The organism is Plantibacter sp. CFBP 13570 (genome assembly GCF_014841395.1).
Classification (GTDB): Bacteria; Actinomycetota; Actinomycetes; order Actinomycetales; family Microbacteriaceae; genus Plantibacter; species Plantibacter auratus.
In genome coordinates this window covers 1-15,401 of sequence record NZ_JACYTW010000071.1, presented here as the reverse complement: position 1 = coordinate 15,401, position 15,401 = coordinate 1, and the positions used below count along the sequence as shown (strand labels likewise).

The 15,401-nt window shown below is 69.9% G+C and carries 14 protein-coding genes; 3 read left to right on the top strand and 11 right to left on the bottom strand.

Annotation, left to right across the window (positions count from 1 at the left end):
• A partial coding sequence (locus tag IFT89_RS17395; RefSeq protein WP_202939587.1) for a phytoene desaturase family protein occupies positions 1 to 1,551 on the bottom strand: 1,551 nt, incomplete at its 3' end.
• A 240-nt stretch (positions 1,552 to 1,791) separates the two neighbouring features.
• Here IFT89_RS17395 and IFT89_RS17390 point away from each other — a divergent pair.
• Positions 1,792 to 5,553 carry a proline dehydrogenase family protein gene (locus IFT89_RS17390; protein ID WP_202939586.1) on the top strand — a complete coding sequence of 1,254 codons (3,762 nt, stop codon included), beginning with the start codon at positions 1,792 to 1,794 and terminating at the stop codon, positions 5,551 to 5,553.
• A 14-nt stretch (positions 5,554 to 5,567) separates the two neighbouring features.
• Here the strand turns inward: IFT89_RS17390 and IFT89_RS17385 are convergent, their stop codons facing one another.
• Together IFT89_RS17385 and IFT89_RS17380 are read right to left on the bottom strand one after the other, a co-directional pair.
• Positions 5,568 to 5,918 (bottom strand): GntR family transcriptional regulator, encoded by a 351-nt coding sequence (locus IFT89_RS17385; protein WP_202939585.1) that lies wholly within the window; start codon positions 5,916 to 5,918, stop codon positions 5,568 to 5,570.
• An 88-nt stretch (positions 5,919 to 6,006) separates the two neighbouring features.
• Entirely contained in the window at positions 6,007 to 6,444 is a 438-nt protein-coding gene (locus IFT89_RS17380; protein WP_079706386.1) for an Lrp/AsnC family transcriptional regulator, read from the bottom strand.
• A 162-nt stretch (positions 6,445 to 6,606) separates the two neighbouring features.
• On the opposite strand from IFT89_RS17380, the gene ddaH reads away from it, so the two are divergent.
• Together ddaH and IFT89_RS20875 are read left to right on the top strand one after the other, a co-directional pair.
• On the top strand, positions 6,607 to 7,488 hold the full coding sequence (gene ddaH / locus IFT89_RS17375; protein WP_342672588.1) for a dimethylargininase: 882 nt from the start codon (positions 6,607 to 6,609) through the stop codon (positions 7,486 to 7,488).
• Between the two features lie 103 nt (positions 7,489 to 7,591).
• Positions 7,592 to 10,393 (top strand): LuxR C-terminal-related transcriptional regulator, encoded by a 2,802-nt coding sequence (locus IFT89_RS20875; RefSeq protein WP_191942029.1) that lies wholly within the window; start codon positions 7,592 to 7,594, stop codon positions 10,391 to 10,393.
• On the opposite strand, the gene IFT89_RS17365 is transcribed toward IFT89_RS20875, so the two are convergent.
• The 8 genes from IFT89_RS17365 to IFT89_RS17330 all read right to left on the bottom strand — a co-directional run.
• Positions 10,360 to 10,929, bottom strand: a complete 570-nt coding sequence (locus tag IFT89_RS17365; protein WP_137244218.1) for a hypothetical protein — start codon at positions 10,927 to 10,929, stop codon at positions 10,360 to 10,362. The genes IFT89_RS20875 and IFT89_RS17365 overlap by 34 nt on opposite strands.
• Positions 10,926 to 11,840 (bottom strand): alpha/beta hydrolase, encoded by a 915-nt coding sequence (locus tag IFT89_RS17360; RefSeq protein WP_161578680.1) that lies wholly within the window; start codon positions 11,838 to 11,840, stop codon positions 10,926 to 10,928. Before IFT89_RS17360 ends, IFT89_RS17365 begins: the two co-directional genes overlap by 4 nt.
• 41 nt (positions 11,841 to 11,881) lie before the next feature.
• On the bottom strand, positions 11,882 to 12,604 hold the full coding sequence (locus tag IFT89_RS17355) for a DsbA family protein (protein ID WP_137244216.1): 723 nt from the start codon (positions 12,602 to 12,604) through the stop codon (positions 11,882 to 11,884).
• Positions 12,601 to 13,326 carry a 3-oxoacyl-ACP reductase FabG gene (gene fabG / locus IFT89_RS17350; RefSeq protein ID WP_240044104.1) on the bottom strand — a complete coding sequence of 242 codons (726 nt, stop codon included), beginning with the start codon at positions 13,324 to 13,326 and terminating at the stop codon, positions 12,601 to 12,603. Before fabG ends, IFT89_RS17355 begins: the two co-directional genes overlap by 4 nt.
• 29 nt (positions 13,327 to 13,355) lie before the next feature.
• A complete protein-coding gene (locus IFT89_RS17345; protein WP_191942028.1) occupies positions 13,356 to 14,279 on the bottom strand; it encodes a hypothetical protein in 924 nt (307 codons plus the stop codon).
• Positions 14,276 to 14,533 (bottom strand): acyl carrier protein, encoded by a 258-nt coding sequence (locus IFT89_RS17340; RefSeq protein ID WP_137244213.1) that lies wholly within the window; start codon positions 14,531 to 14,533, stop codon positions 14,276 to 14,278. Before IFT89_RS17340 ends, IFT89_RS17345 begins: the two co-directional genes overlap by 4 nt.
• Positions 14,534 to 14,544: 11 nt before the next feature.
• Positions 14,545 to 15,180: a 4'-phosphopantetheinyl transferase family protein gene (locus tag IFT89_RS20870; protein WP_202939584.1), complete on the bottom strand. Its 636-nt coding sequence runs from the start codon at positions 15,178 to 15,180 to the stop codon at positions 14,545 to 14,547.
• A partial coding sequence (locus IFT89_RS17330; RefSeq protein WP_202939583.1) for a hypothetical protein occupies positions 15,177 to 15,401 on the bottom strand: 225 nt, incomplete at its 5' end. The genes IFT89_RS20870 and IFT89_RS17330, both read right to left, overlap by 4 nt.

The following is a 15,401-nucleotide window of genomic DNA, read 5'->3' as shown; positions in this document are numbered from 1 at the left end:
CTCGATGCAGGGCCGCCCCTCGGCGTCGAGCAGCAGCAGATCCTCGATGGGCTCCGCGATCACCGAGTCCAATGATCGCAGTACCGCGGCCTGCAGCGCGTCACGGAAGGCGTCGTGGCCGCCGGGGACCGCGTCCGCAGCGACCGCGAGCCGATGCGGCACATGGAGGCCGAACACGGTGAGCGTCTGCGCCCCCGAGGCCTGCAGCTCCGGCGAGAGGATGCTGGGGTCGCTCAGCGTGTGGCAATAGATCTCGCACGGCAGCGGGTCGGGGATCCGGCCGGCTTCCGCCTCGAGGTAGGCGTGCTCCAGCTGCGCCCAGCCCTCGTTGATGTGGAAGGTGCCGCCGAACGCCGCCGCAGGATCGACGGCCGGGTCGAGGAGTTTGGGGAGTCTCCGCAGCAACAGGTTCACCTTCACCTGGGCGCCCTCGGGATGCGGGACACCGTCCTCCGGCGCTGGCGCCGTGCCGAGGATCGCGTCGGCATCACTCCACTGCACCGGCGTCCCCAACGCTGCCGACCACGCGGCGTACGCGGCCGCGGCCGCCCGTTGCTCCGCCGCCGGGTCGAGCAGGCGCTCCAGCACCGCCGGAGCCGCACCCGACAGGATCCACTCGCCGCGGACGACGACCCCGGGGCGAGGCCGGAACCGGTCCAGCGTCGACATCGGTTCGGTCGCCTCGAGCTCCGCTTCCGCGGCGAGGTCCACGTACGCGACGAGCCCGTGCTCCGGTTGGATGGAGGTCACCTCGGCGAGCGTCCGGATCTCAGCACCGGCCTCCTTGGCCGCGTGTCGCAGCGCGTCCGTGACCGCGCCCATGCCGCCGACCGGGACGTCCCAGTCGCCCGTCCCGCCGCCGATCAGGTGGTAGAGGAAGCAGATGTTCTGCTGCAAGGTCTGGTCGTCGGCGCGGGCGAAGGTGCCGATGAGCGCATCCGTGAAGACGACGCCGCGGACGAGGTCGGAACGCGCGGCGTCCTCGATGGCACGGCCGATCGGCTCATCGAACACCGCCGACCAGATCGACGCGACCTCCGCGGCCGGCACCCCGAGGTCCGCGGCGGCGGCGATCGCCGCGTCACGCGCGTCGGAACGGCTGCGGAGCGGCTCGAGCACGGTCGGCCAGAGCACCGAGGCCAGGTGACCGATCCGACGGTGCAGTTCGGCGATGCCCGCGGCGTCCTCCGGATACCCGATCGACGCGAACGACGCGACGGTGGCGTCGTCGTCACGGTTGTCGATCAGGAGACCCGTGCCGGGGTTCGCGGGGTCGGGCGTGTAGGACGAGAAGCGGCGCCGGACGAGCCGGACGTCGAGCCCGAGCTCGTCGATGATCCGCTGGGGCAGCAGGCTGACGAGGTACGAGTACCGGGACAGACGTGCGTCCACGCCGGGGAACGGACGTTCCGAGACGGCTGCTCCACCCGTATGGTCGAGGCGTTCGAGGAGCAGGACGCGCTTGCCCGCGCGTGCGAGGTAGGCGGCGGCGGTGAGGCCGTTGTGCCCGCCGCCGACGATGACGGCGTCGTACTGCTCGACGGATTGCATGACCACACCCTATTCGCAGGCGCACTTCGACAGGCTCAGTGACCGGGGAGGGGTCTCAGCGATGTGGCGCACCGGTCCCTGAGCTTGTCGAAGGGCGGCGGCCGGGGCGGGGTCTCCGCGACATGGCCCACCGGTCCCTAAGCTTGTCGAAGGGCGGCGACCGACCGGGGTGCTCAGCCGCCAGGCGTGTACTCGCGAGCCTCAGCGGGGATCGGCGGATCGGCGCATAGGCTGAGCAGCATGGCGAACGTTGCGAACGAGGGTCCCACCGAACCGGTCGGACTCGCGGATCGTGCGATCGCCCTCGCGTCGAAATGGGTCGACGAAGGGGCGGAAGCTCCGACCGATCCCGCCGCCGAGCGGCTCGCCGGCGTGCTGCGCGACCCCAACGGCCTCGAGTTCACCGTCGGCTTCGTCGACGGCGTCATGCGCCCGGAGGACCCGCTCGTCGCCGGGAACGCCCTCGCCGCCCTCGCCGGTCGGACGCCGCGGTTCCTGCCCTGGTACGAGCAGGCCGCCGTCCGCACGGGCGGTCTGGTCGGTCCGGTCCTGCCCTGGGTCGTCGTCCCCGCCGCGCGCCGCGTCCTCCGGGGCATGGTCGGCCACCTCATCGTCGACAGCCGTCCTCGTGAGCTCGGCAACGCGATCGCGAAACTGCGCGCCGACGGTTCCCGACTCAACCTGAACCTCCTCGGGGAGGCCGTCCTCGGCGAGGGCGAGGCGGCGAAACGGCTCGCCGGCACCCGCGAGCTCCTGCAGCGCCCCGACGTCGACTACGTGTCCATCAAGGTCTCGTCGATCGCCAGCCAGCTCTCCATGTGGTCGTTCGAGCAGGTCGTCGACCGCATCGTCCGTCGCCTCGTGCCGCTCTACGAGGAGGGGCTCGCGACCGGCACCTTCATCAACCTCGACATGGAGGAGTACCGCGACCTCGACCTCACCATCGCGGTCTTCACCCGACTCCTCGACCAGCCGCAGCTGCTGCAGTACCAGGCTGGCATCGTCATCCAGGCCTACCTGCCCGACGCCCTCGAAGCGATGATGCAGCTCACCGCCTGGTCGAAGCAGCGCGTGGCCGCCGGTGGCGCGCCCATCAAGGTGCGGCTGGTGAAGGGCGCGAACCTCGCGATGGAGCGGGTCGACGCGGCGATCCACGGCTGGCCGCTCGCGACGACCGGATCGAAGCGCGAGACCGACACCAACTACAAACGCGTGCTCGACTGGGCGCTCACGCCGGCGCACACGGACGTCGTGCGGGTCGGCGTCGCCGGGCACAACCTCTTCGACATCGCCTACGCGTGGCTCCTCGCCGGTGACCGCGGTGTGCGTGAGCGGGTGGACTTCGAGATGCTGCTGGGGATGGCGACCGGTCAGGTCGAGGCCATCAAGCGGGACGTCGGGACGGTGCTGCTGTACACGCCCGTCGTGAACCCGAAGGAGTTCGACGTCGCGATCTCCTATCTCGTCCGCCGTCTGGAGGAGAACGCCAGCGAGGAGAACTTCATGTCGGCGGTGTTCGAGCTCGCCGAGAAGCCGACCCTGTTCGCACGCGAGCGACGTCGGTTCCTCGCGTCAGTCGACGCCCTCGGAGAGACCGCCGGGCAGGTGCCGACCCCCAACCGGACGCAGGACCGCGCCGCGGAGGCCCCGGAGGCACCGCTGCCCGACAACGACGGGGACGACCGCTTCCGCGATCCCGCACAGGCGCCCGACGCGGGACTCACGCAGCAGGTCCTCGGGCTGGAACGCGGATCGAGCGGCGGCGAGGACCGCTTCCACGCCGATCCGTCCTCCGCGTACGTCGAGACGGCGGTCTTCTCCCGTTCGGAGCGTGGTGGTGTCGTCGACGGCGCCCCGGGCTTCGAGAACACCGCCGACACCGACCCCTCGCTCGCGGCGAACCGGGCGTGGGGAGCGTCGATCCTGGCGCGCGTCCCGCAGTCGACCCTCGGTGGCTCCGCGGTCGCGGCCGCAGCCATCGACGACCCACGCGTCCTCGAACGCACGATCACGATGGTCCGCGCCGCCGGTGAGCGATGGGGAGCCCGACCCGCTGCCGAACGGGCCGCCGTCCTGCACGCTGCAGCTCGGGTCCTCGCCTCCCGTCGGGCGGACCTCATCGAGGTCATGGCGAGCGAGACCGGCAAGACGATCGCCGAGGCCGATCCCGAGGTGAGTGAGGCGGTCGACTTCGCGCACTACTACGCGGCCAACGCACCCCTGCTCGAGAGCGTGCACGGCGCGAGCTTCGTCCCCTCCGCGCTCACGGTCGTGACGCCGCCCTGGAACTTCCCCGTCGCCATCCCGGCCGGAGGCGTCCTCGCGGCGCTCGCCGCCGGCAGTGGTGTGATCATCAAGCCCGCTCCACAGGCCAAGCGGTGCGCAGCGGTGGTCGTCGAGGCGCTCTGGGACGCCGGGGTGCCGCGCGACCTCCTCGTGCTCGCCGACGTGGCGGAGGGCGACCTCGGTCGTCGGCTCGTCTCCCACCCGGCCGTCGACCGGGTGATCCTGACCGGTTCCTTCGAGACGGCGCAGCTGTTCCGTGGGTGGCGTGCCGACCTGCCGCTGCTGGCGGAGACGAGCGGGAAGAACGCGATCATCGTCACGCCGAGTGCCGACCTCGACCTCGCCGTCGCCGACATCGTGAAGAGCGCCTTCGGGCACGCCGGGCAGAAGTGCTCCGCCGCGTCGCTCGTGATCCTCGTCGGCTCGGTGGCACGATCCGACCGCTTCCTGCGGCAGCTCGAGGACGCCGTCCGCTCGCTCCGGGTCGGCTGGCCGTCCGATGCGCGGACGCAGATGGGGCCGATCGTCGAGCCGGCGGGGGAGAAGCTCCTCGCCGGGTTCACCGAGTTGCGCCTCGGCGAGAAGTGGCTCGTCGAGCCGAAGCTGCTCGACGACTCCTCGGTCAACTTCGGCCAGCCGAGCGAGCGCCTCTGGTCGCCGGGGGTTCGCACCGGTGTCCAGCCGGGCTCGCCCTTCCACGTGACCGAGTACTTCGGGCCAGTCCTCGGTGTCATGCAGGCCGCGAACCTCACCGAGGCGATCGCCCTGCAGAACGCGACCCCCTACGGACTGACCGCGGGCCTGCACACCCTCGACCCGGTCGATCTCGGGGAATGGCTCGACACCGTCGAGGCGGGCAACCTGTACGTCAACCGGGGCATCACCGGTGCGATCGTGCAGCGCCAGCCCTTCGGCGGGTGGAAGCGTTCGTCGGTCGGGACCGGCACGAAGGCCGGTGGCCCCAACTACCTGTTCGGGCTCGGCGAGTGGCGACCGGATCCGGGATCGGCGAGCCGCAGCCTGCACCTCCGCGGGCTCGACACCCGCATCGTGAAGCTCATCGAGGCGGCCCAGCCGTCGCTCACCTACGAGGCCTTCGACGTGCTGCGACGGTCGGCGCTCAGTGACGCGATCGCGTGGGGGAACGAGTTCGGCGAGGTGAAGGACGTCTCGCAGCTCGGCGTGGAACGGAACCTCCTGCGCTACCGGCCGGTTCCGGTCGCGGTGCGGGTCGCATCGGGGGCCGACCTGGGCGATGCGCTGCGGGTGCTCATCGCCGCGGTGCGGTCGCGGTCACGGTTCACCGTCAGTCTCGGCGGGCGGTTGCCGCGCGAGGTCCGCGACTGGCTGTCCGAGCTGAGCATCCCCGTCTCGCTGGAGACCGACGAGCAGTGGCTGACCCGGATGGCGGCCCGCGGGTCGATCGACACGGGCGAGCTGGGCCAGGAGCCGCCGGTCGCGACCCGGGTACGGATCGTCGGTCCGCGTCCCGAGACGGTCGCGGAAGCGGAACCCGGAACGGAGGCCTCCGAGCCTGAGCCGCTCGCGAAGCGACTCGCTGAGGCGCTCGGCGGCGATCCCGAGATCGCGATCTGGGGTGGGCCGGTCACCCAGGCCGGACGGGTGGAGCTGCTGCCGTTCCTCCGCGAACAGGCGATCTCGATCACCGCGCACCGGTTCGGCAACCCCGATCCGTGGTCCCAGAGCGTCATCTGAGCCGGGCAGCGACGTCAGGCGCGGAGCGCGGCCTCCACGAGCGCCACGGCGTCCTCCGGCGAGACGCCGAGGTCCCGGATGCGGTCCGCGTACGCCGCCGCTGCCAGCTGCGCCTGCCGGTCGATCGCGTCGCCGTGCGCTGACACGAACGTCCCTGCGCGCCCCCGGGTCTCGATGACCCCGTCGGTCTCGAGGAGCCGGTACGCCTTGGCGACGGTGTTCGGTGCGATCCCCAGCTCGTCGGCCAGCCCGCGCACCGTCGGGAGCTTCGCCCCGGTCGCCAGTCGTCCGTCGCGGACGGCCTCGATCACCTGCGTCCGCAATTGCTCGAACACACTGGTCCCCGTCTGAATCGTCCACTCCATCCGCCCATCCTGCCCGCGAACGGTCACGAATGGCGACTTCGGACGAGCCGCACTGTGCTGTGGTGACAGTTCGCGAGCAGGGGAGGGGTCAGTCGATGTGGCGGTGGATGAGGCGGGTGAGGACGATCGCGCTGCGGGTGTGGTCGACGTTGGGGGCGATCCGCACCTTCTCCAGGGCGTCCTCGAGGGCTGGGATGTTGCGGGCACGCATGTGCACGATGGCGTCGGCACTCCCGGTGACGGTGCCCGCGTCGACGACCTCCGGGACGCCCGACAGGATCCGCAGCAGCTCGTTGGGGGACACGGTGCCGCGGCAGAAGAGTTCGACGTAGGCTTCTGTCTGCATGCCGTCGACCGTGGGGTCGACCTGGATCGTGAACGACTGGATGACCCCGTCGGCGACGAGGCGGTCGACGCGTCGCTTCACCGCTGAGGCCGACAAGCCCACGACCGTGCCGATGTCGCCGTAGCCGGCGCGTGAGTTCTGTCGGAGCAGGTCGATGATGCCGCGGTCGAGGTTGTCCATGAGACTCAGTGTAAGCGCAATCATTGCGCGAAAAGCTGCCACTTCGCAGCATTCCTGCGCCAAACTCCGCGAAAACGCTGCGAATCGCATGCAATGATGAACGTGGCGTGCCCCCGGGCCCCTGGACCTCGTCCGCCGACCCTCGCTCGTTTGGAGGCCGACGTGTCGTCGACGCTCAACCACCCCACCCCCACCACGCAGGACGCCACGACCGGCACCCGCGTCCCGAACCGCCGCCGGTACCTCATGTGCCGGCCGGACCGCTTCACCGTCAGCTACCGGATCAACCCCTGGATGAACCCGGACGACCCGACCGACACCTCGCTCGCGGTGTCGCAGTGGGAACAGCTGCACCAGGCCTACCTCGATCTCGGCCACCGGATCGACCTCATCGACCCGCTCGACGGCCTGCCGGACATGGTGTTCGCGGCGAACGGCGGCTTCACCCTCGACGGCATCGCCTACGGGGCGAAGTTCACCTACGAGGAGCGCATCCCCGAGGGGCCGGCCTACATGGACTGGTTCGAGGCGAACGGCTTCCGCGTCGAGCGCCCCGAGTTCGTGAACGAGGGTGAGGGCGACATCATGCTCGTCGGCGACACCATCCTCGCCGGGACCGGGTTCCGCACCGATCCCCGCAGCCACGACGAGGTGCGTCGGATCTTCGACCGCGAGGTCGTGACCCTCAACCTCGTGAACCCGAGTTTCTACCACCTCGACACCGCGATCGCCGTGCTCGACCCGGTGGCTCCCGCCGACGGCTCGCCCGCGAACATCGCCTACCTGCCGACCGCGTTCGACGAGGCGAGCAACCGCATCCTCGAGCAGCGTTACCCCGACGCGATCCACGTGAGCACCGAGGACGCAGCCGTCCTCGGCCTCAACTCGATCTCGAACGGTCGCGAGGTCGTCATCGCCGCGCGGGCCGTCGGGTTCGAGCGTCAGCTGCGCGAGCGCGGCTACACGCCGATCGGCGTCGACCTGTCCGAGCTGCTGCTCGGCGGCGGCGGCGTGAAGTGCTGCACGCTCGAGCTGCGCGCGTAGCCCGCTCCATCCCGTCCGCTCCTTCTCGCTCCACGAGTAATATTTCACATGTATACTCGTGTGAGTAGGTCATACGACTTGCACGATTGTCGCGGGGGTAAGGGTGGGCCCGATTTGGACACCCCCGCGGGGCTACGACGCCCGAACTGAAGAGTTCCAGCGCCTCCTCGAGGTCGTTGAGCGCCGTACGCCTCAGGTTCTGCTGGTGATTGCTCCGTTCGGATTCGGTAAGAGCTGGTTACTGAACGAGCTAGCCGCTCACTCCCCAGCAACTGCCGCGTTGGTCACCGCCTCGCGTCACGAGGTGGACATCCCCCTTTCGGGACTCTCGGCGTGCGTCGCGGGGATGAGCACACTCTTCGGGCTAGAGCAGGCCGACCGGCTCGAGTCGATGCTTCTCGGCGATCGGAATCCAGTCAGCATTGCACGCAATTTGCTTGCAGTGCTCCGCGGAATCGACACACGCGAACTCCTTCTCCTAATCGACGACGTTGACTGCTTCGATCTACTCAGCCAACAGGTGCTCGCGTATGTTCTCCGCCGACTGGTGCGACCTGGGCTCCAAGTAGTCCTCACCTGCTCGCAAGAGCCCGATGATTTGTCGTTCGACGGAATACCGACTGAGATGATGGTGCCACTGCCGACATCGGTCATCAACGACATCGTCGAACAGGAGCTGGGCGCAACCGGGCCAGTCGTCGCCCCGACGATCTCGCTGGTGGCGTCGGGCAGCGCCGGGCTGGCGGTGGCGATTTGTCACAGTCTCACGGAGGGACAACGCACCGGCACATGCGCGGTCGCTTTCCCCGAGCTCTTGCCTGCCCCGGCCGCCGTCCGGGTGCTTCGAGAGCTACCTGAGTGTTCGAGCGGCGAGCGGCTGTTCCTCGAGATCGTTTCCAGTGCGTGGGAGGTTTCTCGGACTGCACTCGACGAGCTGTTCTCAAATGTCGACACACTCCTTGCGCCACTCATCGAGGGCGGACTGCTGGTCTCGAGTGGGTCTACTGTCCGCTTCAGGCAACTGCACCGGCGCGCCGCCGTATATCAAGCGCTTCGCCCTGCCGACCGTGAGCAGTTACATGAGCGCCTTGCAGTACTCGAACGGGGCGCGATGCAGGTGTGGCATCGGAGTTTCGTGAGGCCGTGTGCTGCCGAGGTCGCCAAGATGCTCCGGTGGTCGAGGGCAGTTCTCCTCAGTGGTGAGGATGTGCGTCTCGCTGTCGAACTCGTCGAGCGCGGGGCGCTGCTCGGCGCGCGATTCGGGCTCGATGCGCTCGCGATGGCCAGAGTCGCTGAAGCATTCGCTTTGCGCTATGAACTCGGGCACGCTGATCGATACGCAATCCTGGCGAGCCGGAGCGGCCGACGGATTCGAGGCGAAGCAGCGCTCCTGCTCGCCTGGGTCCGAGCGGTCGCGCAGTTCCAGCGAGTAGGCGCGATGAGGTCGGAGCCGCTGCTTGAAGTCACCGAGCGTTACGAGAGCGTGGCCCCGGCGGCGACCGTCCGGCTACACGAACTCGTCGCCCTCGGGCACCTCGAACGGTGGGAGCTGGACAGCGCCGCACGGCACTTGCGTTCCGCTATGGCGGTCGCAGAGCGAACCACATATGCGTACGCTGCAGCGACGGGCGGCTCTCGGGATATCAATCGCCCGGACGCCCATGCTCTGACGCAGGCTGGTGTGGCGCTTATCGGAGTCCTGGGTGGCGAGCATTGTCTATCTTTCAGTCCTGACGGCGGGTCGAGGCCGACACACCCGGGATTCCGGTCGGCCTCTGCGCCCGGCACCCCGACGGCGCGGCCACCTGATCCGCGGCTCCTCCTCATCGACGCGGTGAGGCAGTCTCATCTGGGCCGGTTCGACGACGCGCGCCGGACGTTCCTCCGAGTAGGCGCGCAACGCGATCCCCGAGCGGGAATGATGGGTCGCACTGCGGTCACGTATACCGTTTGTAATGAGATCCGGGCGGGGCGGATGCGCGCAGCTCTCGGCCTCATCAACGAGCACCTCTCCGAGTACCCCGAGCGGCCGCATGAGGAGCCGCGATGGGCGTTCCTCGCGTCGTGGTTCTGGGCGGAGCGAGGTAATGCGGCGTTAGCTGAGCGCTGTTACCGCCGCGGTCGAGTCTTGACCGGCGACGTCACCACTCTCCCCTTTCGATTTTACCTTGACGCGAGGCGCGCCGTCCGTCGCGCCTATGTGGAGCCGACAGTTGAGGTCTTGGATGAGCTGCGCCGCATGCAGGCTGCGTCGTCGAACGCGCGCAATCCAGAACTCCTTCGTCTGTCGCCGGACGTCATTGAGGTTGCGGCGATGATTGGTGACACCGCGGCCGTCAAGCGCGAACTCGAACAGTTCCAAGCTTCCTGCGAGGCGTTCCCGAGTCGGTGGGCCGAGCTCGCTCTCGCCCGGTCGAGGGTGCTCGCACTCCGGGGTGATGACGCGAACGAGGCCTGTGCCAACCTTGTCGACCGGTTCCGAGCCGAGGACTCGCCGTATGAGCTGGCGCGAACCCTGGCTGTCTCCGCGTTCCTGTTCGAGCGAAGCGGCTTCCCGTCCAGGGCTCGAGAGTCGGCCGTCCTCGCGGTGGCGGAGTTCGAGGCCCAAGGGCTCATGACCTGGGTCGAACTGGTCGAGAACCGTTACGTCGCGGCCGATCAGCCGAAGGTTCCCGGGGCGCTCGGGGATCTGAATGACGTGCAGCGCGAAATCGTGGATCTGGTGGCGGCCGGGTATCGCAATCGGGAGATCGCGAACCAGCTCCATGTCTCACTACGCACCGTCGAGCTCCGCCTCACCGGCGTCTACCGTCGGCTGCGCATCGCGTCGAGGTCGCAGCTCATCGCACTCAGTGCCGCGGAAGGTGCTCCTCAGGTGGCGGCGTCCTCCGCTGCGGCGAGGTGAGCGAGCACGAGCAGCTGCTTCCGCATCATCACGAAGTCGCCCCAGGCCAGGATTGTCCGCCGGACTCGCCCGAAGGGTCCAGGGGTGGGCGGGACGAGCATCTCCGCGAGGAGCCAGACCCCCGCTCCGGCTGGGATCGTGGTGTACCGGAGCTCGATCGCCCCGAACAGCAACGTCGCAACGCCCGGGTTCATGCGGACGGCGATGGACCGTCCCGGCTCAACGGCGGTCGTGGTGAAGATGGTCATCACCGGATCGCCCGTCCGCACGGCGAGGAGCTCCGGGTTCCGCGTGCGGGGACTGCGCCGTCCGCCGTTGTCGAGCAAATCGTAGCTGTACGGGGCGACCCGGAGCTGGCAGAGCCACGCGAAGGCGGTCGCCGGTGTGGCCGCCGCCCAGACCGCCCTCGTCCAACGCTGCTCGGCGCCGCGCTGGACGAGCGGGTTGCGCGGTCGCGGAACGGCCGTCCCCTCGGGCAAGGCTCCGCACCAGTGCCAGGGGGCGCGCTGCGGGAGGTCGGGGCCACGAGCACTCACGGGGCGCCGCGGTCCGTGTGGACGGTCTCGACCGCGGTGAGGAAGGCGTCGAGCTCGGTGTAGTAGCGCTCGCGCTGGTCCTTGTTGCCGCGCAGGTGGCCGCAGTCGAGGGTGACCAGCTGAGCCGTGTCGTAGCGGTCGGTCAATCGTCGTACTTCGCTCGGCGGCATGATGTCGTCCGTGGAGCCGGTGATGAACAGCATCGGCGTCCGCGCGAGATCGCCCTTCGCGGGTTCGGGGGGCCAGGAAGAACCGAGACGTCGGACCGCGTCACTGGCGATCGCCCGGTACAGCGCCGCCCGTCGTTCCGGGCTGCGGAAACCGGGGACGCGCGGGCCGAACCCCGCGCGGAAGAAGCCGGTGAACAGGGAGTCGAGCGTGAGCCCCGGTCCGCTGTCACAGACGAGTGCGTCGATCCGGGCGGAGCCACGCGCTACGGCCGCCAGACTCGGGAAGGTGGAGAAGGAGGTGCCGAGGACGAGGAGGAGCGCATCGGTGGAGCCGTGGTCGGCCCGCAGGGTCTGAGCCGCCTGCTCGATGTCGGTGGTGAAGCGGTCGGCGATGCCTGTCCCGGAGGGGTCACGGTGCGACCGGCCGTGGTTGCGGAGGTCGAAGAGGAGGACGGTGTAGCCGCGGCGGTGGAGGTGCATGGCCTGGTCGAGCGAGGCGGATCGGGACAGTCCGATGCCATGCCCGACCAGGGCGAGTCGATCGCGTCGGCCGTGCAGCAGCCAGCCGTCGAGCCGTCCGCGGTCCGTGACCACCGAGATCGAACGCCAGTCGGCCACCCCGTGGTCGCTGGGCCGACGATGTGGCGGTCGGCGCCGTGGATGCAGGAGCGCGAAGGCGGCGAACCGTGCCACGAGACGGATCATCGCGGCCTCGCCGCGCGACGCGTCGTTGATCTGCATCACACCTCCAATGTTACATTTAACATACCAATGGTCCGTGATCATCCACAACCGCCCGCATGGTCGTCGGCGGCATCCTCGCCGCTCTCAGTGCCCTGAGGCTTGGGGCCCGGGTCACCGTCCGGATCGATCGACGGCGAGCCGGTCAGACCGGCCGCCGCCGCTGCCGCGGTCAGCCGGTCGATCCCCCAGAACGGCTCCCGTCCGACGATCACGAGCGGCACGCCGAAGACGCCGTCCCGGTCGAGCTCGGTGAGGAGCGTACGACCGAGCTCAGAGCCCTCGTCCGTGGCGTGCAGGACCGCGAGGGCCGGGTCCAGGTCGCAGGTTCGGAGCACCTCCGCCACCTGGGTCTCCTCGTGCACGTCGACGCCGTGCTGCCAGCGCGCCGTCGAGAGCGCGTATGCGAGGCGTTTCCCGAGCTGCTGATCCGCGCGGAGCGTCGCGGCGAGGGCGATCGCCGACACCTCCCATTGGGCGTTGGTGTCGACTGGCCAGGTCACCCGCAGCCCGCGGTCGGCTGCGAGCCGCGCGACATCCCGGAGGATGTAGCGGTGTTTCACTCGGCTCATGGGCGTGTAGTGGAAGCGCGCGGCCCGTTCCGCCGCCGGGCCGTGGCGGGCGTCATCAGGCTCGAAGAACACGCGCAGCTCGGCGCGGTCGAGCAGCTGCGGGCACCGGGTGGCGGTGTCGTGCAGGGCGAGCCAAGAATAGGGGCTCCTGATCGAGGCGTACCAGCGCAGACTCGGCGGGCCGGCGCTCACAGTGTCAGCCCGCCATTCACACCGAGCACCTGACCGGTCACGTACGTAGACCGATCGGAGACGAGGAAGGCCACGAGGTCGGCGACGTCCTCGGGGGAGCCGAACCTCCCCATGGGGATCGCGGTCCTCGCCCGCTCGCGCACCTTCGGATCGAGGACGGCCGTCATGTCGGTCTCGATGAAGCCCGGCGCGGCGACGTTGATCCGGATGCCCCTCCCGGCAAGTTCCTTCGCCAGCGATCGTCCCAGGCCCTCCAGACCCGCCTTCGAGGCCGCGTAGTTGGACTGCCCGGCATTGCCGTATGTGCCGGCGACGGAACCGATGAGGACGATTGAACCCGCGCGGCGCCGCAGCAGGGGGAGCGTGACGGCTCGACACAGGTGGTAGGCGCCGGTCAGATTGGTGTCGATGACCTCCCGCCACTGCTCCTCTCCGAGGAGGGCGAGCGGATGGTCGCGGGTGATCCCGGCGCACGCCACGACCGCCGAGGGGGCGCCGAGGACCTCCACCGCCTCCTCGACGAAACCCTGGACGGTGGAGCCGTCGGTGACGTCCACGATCCGATGGAGGCCACCCGCACCTGCTTCCTCGAGGTGCGCGAGGAGGGCGGTAGCGTCGTCCGACGCGCTTCGTGAGCAGAAGGCAACGGCGAAGCCGTCCGTGGCGAGGCGCCGCACGATCGCCGCACCGATGCCCCGGGACCCCCCGGTGACGATCGCCACCGGCCGCTCGTCACCCGCGCGACCGCCGGTCACCGCGTACCGCCGGCGGTGTGGAGGTCTCCGGCCGCTGCGACGGCGGACGGCGCCCGTTCTGCGAGCGTGATTCCGCCGACGGTGAGCGCAATCCGACCGTTAACAAGGCTGTGCCCGCTCAGCACGGCCGTGCCCGGCACCGAGCGGTCGAGGAACGCATCGTGGACCAGCAGGTCGCCGGGGCGGGCCGCGCGGTCGAAGTGGACGTCGCGCATGCCGCCGAAGAGCATGACGCGCTCACCGCCGGGGTCGCGCGCTCCGCTGTCCTGGTCGATGTCGCCCGCGACGACGAGGAGGGCCGCGGACTGGCACCAGGACTCCACGAGCAGGCTCCACGGCAGCAGCGCCGTGGTCGGGCGGTCGCGGAGCAGCCCCTCGTTCGCTGAGACGGCCTTCCGGGTCGAGATGGAGGACCCCGGCGCGAGGTACTCCACGCGGTCGACGAGGAGGATCGGCTGGCGGTGGGGGAGTAGTTCGGTGACGCTGCCGAGCGTGTCGACGTTGACCGAGGGGGCGGTGTGCGAACGGAGCCGCCCGTCATCCGTCGAGACGGAGGTGACGCACGGGTCCATGCCGCCGGGCGGCCCGGTGAACCCGAGGGTCGCCGAGCACACCTGACGGTCCCGGACCGTCGAGACCACCCGGACCCGCACCCCGTCACGACTGGTCGACACGTCGAAGATCCGGGTGGACACCTGGTCGTCGGGGCGAACGGCCTGCTGGAACCGGGCGCGGTGCACGCCCGTCCACAGGCCCACCGGGACGCCGGCGGCGGCGACCGCCTCCGCAGCCTGTTCGACCAGCAGGACGCCCGGGACGATCGGGAAGTCGGGGTAGTGGCCCGTGAACACGGGGTGTTGCGCAGGAAAGCAGGCGGATTGCACCGGCCAGTCGGTGGTGGGCGCGTCCACGACGCTCATCGAGCAGCACCCGCCTCCAGCGCCTCGCGCAGGAGCCGCTCAGCGCTGAGCAGCGAGGTGATCTCGGCCAGGCGATGCTCGTCCAGCTTGACCTGGAAACGACGTTCGAGGACGACCATGACCTCCAGGGCCATGAGCGAGTCGACGTCGAGCTCGTCCGTGAATGAGGCGGTATCGGTCACTTCGGTGACGTCGATGTCGAGGGTCGTCGCAACGAGCGTGCGGAGTTCTTCGCGGTCGATGGTGGTGGTCATGGCGGTTCCAATCAATCGAGGGGTGGGGTGCTGCTGAGAGGAGGGGGGGCGGTGACGACGGACGTCCGGCCGCACGGCCGGGTCGCGACGCTCACCGCCAGCGGCGGACCGGCGCGGTCGCCCACCGGAGGGTCGAGCCAGGTCGACCACACGGTGAGGGGCAGGGCGACGCCGCGCCACCGCACCGTCCCCGTCCGGTCGATGAGCAGTTCCTCAGGGGCGATCGTCAAGCCGCAGCCGAGGGCCTTGGTGACCGCTTCGTAGCGGGTCCAGCCGCGGATGAGGTCGTGCGAGCCTGTCCGCGCACCGAGATCGTCCAGGCAGCCGGCGAGGTGTCGCGCGATGCGGTGGGCATCGGCGATCGGGCGGAGCTGCTCGATGTCGACGCCGACGGGCGAGCGCGACACGGCGACGGCCGTCAGGCCACCGGAGTGCGAGACCGACACGTGCGTGGGGCGGTCGGCGGTGCTGAGGATCGGCCGACGACCGGCTCGTCGGACGACCTCGGTCGGCCCGGGGTCCCGCCCGGTGAGGAGGCGGGCGGCCGTCCGGACCAGTGGGTCGACGTGGTCGCGACCGGCGTCGACCGCCGAGCGAGCGACGACGACGACGACGTTCCGACCGGTGCCTGTGCCGTCGCGGCTCACGCCGAACCCCGGTCGATTTGTGTCAGCACGGCGATCCCGAGGTGGCCGCTCGGGTCGGCTGCGAGCACCCAGACGTTCGGCGCCGTCCCGTCGACGGAGCGCGGAGCGCGCTGCAGCCAGGCCGCGGCGAGCCCGATCGCGAACGTCGCGCCTGCCGCACCGGTGTCGCCGAGCACCGTGTGCGGAGCGAGCTCGATGGTCGGGCTCGGGGTCGCGCGCAC

Excerpts from the sequence above, each read along its gene's own strand:
- IFT89_RS17390 (WP_202939586.1), top strand. The coding sequence starts at position 1,792 with ATGGCGAACGTTGCGAACGAGGGTCCCACCGAACCGGTCGGACTCGCG.
- IFT89_RS17385 (WP_202939585.1), bottom strand. The coding sequence starts at position 5,918 with ATGGAGTGGACGATTCAGACGGGGACCAGTGTGTTCGAGCAATTGCGG.
- IFT89_RS17380 (WP_079706386.1), bottom strand. The coding sequence starts at position 6,444 with ATGGACAACCTCGACCGCGGCATCATCGACCTGCTCCGACAGAACTCA.
- IFT89_RS17360 (WP_161578680.1), bottom strand. The coding sequence starts at position 11,840 with ATGCAGATCAACGACGCGTCGCGCGGCGAGGCCGCGATGATCCGTCTC.
- IFT89_RS17345 (WP_191942028.1), bottom strand. The coding sequence starts at position 14,279 with ATGAGCGTCGTGGACGCGCCCACCACCGACTGGCCGGTGCAATCCGCC.
- IFT89_RS17340 (WP_137244213.1), bottom strand. The coding sequence starts at position 14,533 with ATGACCACCACCATCGACCGCGAAGAACTCCGCACGCTCGTTGCGACG.